The organism is Streptomyces sp. STR69, assembly GCF_024519455.1.
Lineage (GTDB): Bacteria > Actinomycetota > Actinomycetes > Streptomycetales > Streptomycetaceae > Streptomyces.
Window position 1 is genome coordinate 1 of record NZ_JALJRY010000085.1, and the last position, 1,007, is coordinate 1,007.

The 1,007-nt window shown below is 65.5% G+C and carries 1 protein-coding gene; it reads left to right on the forward strand.

What is annotated here, in order from left to right; translation table 11 throughout:
- Positions 1-1,007 (forward strand): glucose-6-phosphate isomerase (gene pgi / locus OC490_RS49055; protein ID WP_262064553.1); only part of this gene is annotated, 1,007 nt, incomplete at both ends.

Here is a 1,007-nt window from a genome sequence, read left to right on the forward strand (position 1 = left end):
GACGGCGCCGACCTGCACGAGGCGACCCGTGACCTCGACCCGGCGGAGACGCTGTTCATCGTCGCGTCGAAGACGTTCACGACGATCGAGACGATCACCAACGCAACCTCCGCACGGACATGGCTCCTCGAGGGTCTCGGTGGCGACGACAAGGCCGTCGCGAAGCACTTCGTGGCGCTGTCGACGAACGCCGGGAAGGTGTCGGACTTCGGTATCGACACGGACAACATGTTCGAGTTCTGGGACTGGGTCGGTGGACGCTACTCGTTCGACTCCGCGATCGGGCTGTCGCTGATGATCGCCGTCGGCCCGGACCGTTTCCGCGAGATGCTCGACGGTTTCCACCTCGTCGACGAGCACTTCCGCACCGCGCCCGCCGAGTCCAACGTGCCTTTGCTCCTCGGCCTGTTGGGCGTCTGGTACGGCAACTTCCACGACGCCCAGTCGCACGCGGTCCTGCCGTACTCGCACTACCTCTCCAAGTTCACCGCCTACTTGCAGCAGCTGGACATGGAGTCCAACGGCAAGTCGGTGGACCGGGACGGGAATCCGGTGGAGTGGCAGACCGGGCCGGTGGTGTGGGGCACGCCCGGTACGAACGGGCAGCACGCGTACTACCAACTCATCCACCAGGGCACGAAGTTGATCCCGGCGGACTTCATCGGCTTCGTCAACCCGGTCGGCGAGCTGAGCGACGGCCTCAAGGCGCAGCACGACCTGCTGATGGCCAACTTCTTCGCCCAGACACAGGCGTTGGCGTTCGGCAAGACACCCGACGAGGTGCGCGCCGAGGGAGTCCCCGAAGAACTCGTCCCGCACAAGACGTTCAAGGGCAACCACCCCACGACCACGATCCTGGCCCGCGAGCTGACCCCGTCGGTGCTCGGCCAGCTCATCGCGCTCTACGAGCACAAGGTGTTCGTGCAGGGCGCGGTCTGGAACATCGACTCCTTCGACCAGTGGGGCGTCGAACTGGGCAAGGTCCTCGCCAAGCGCGTCGAACCCGC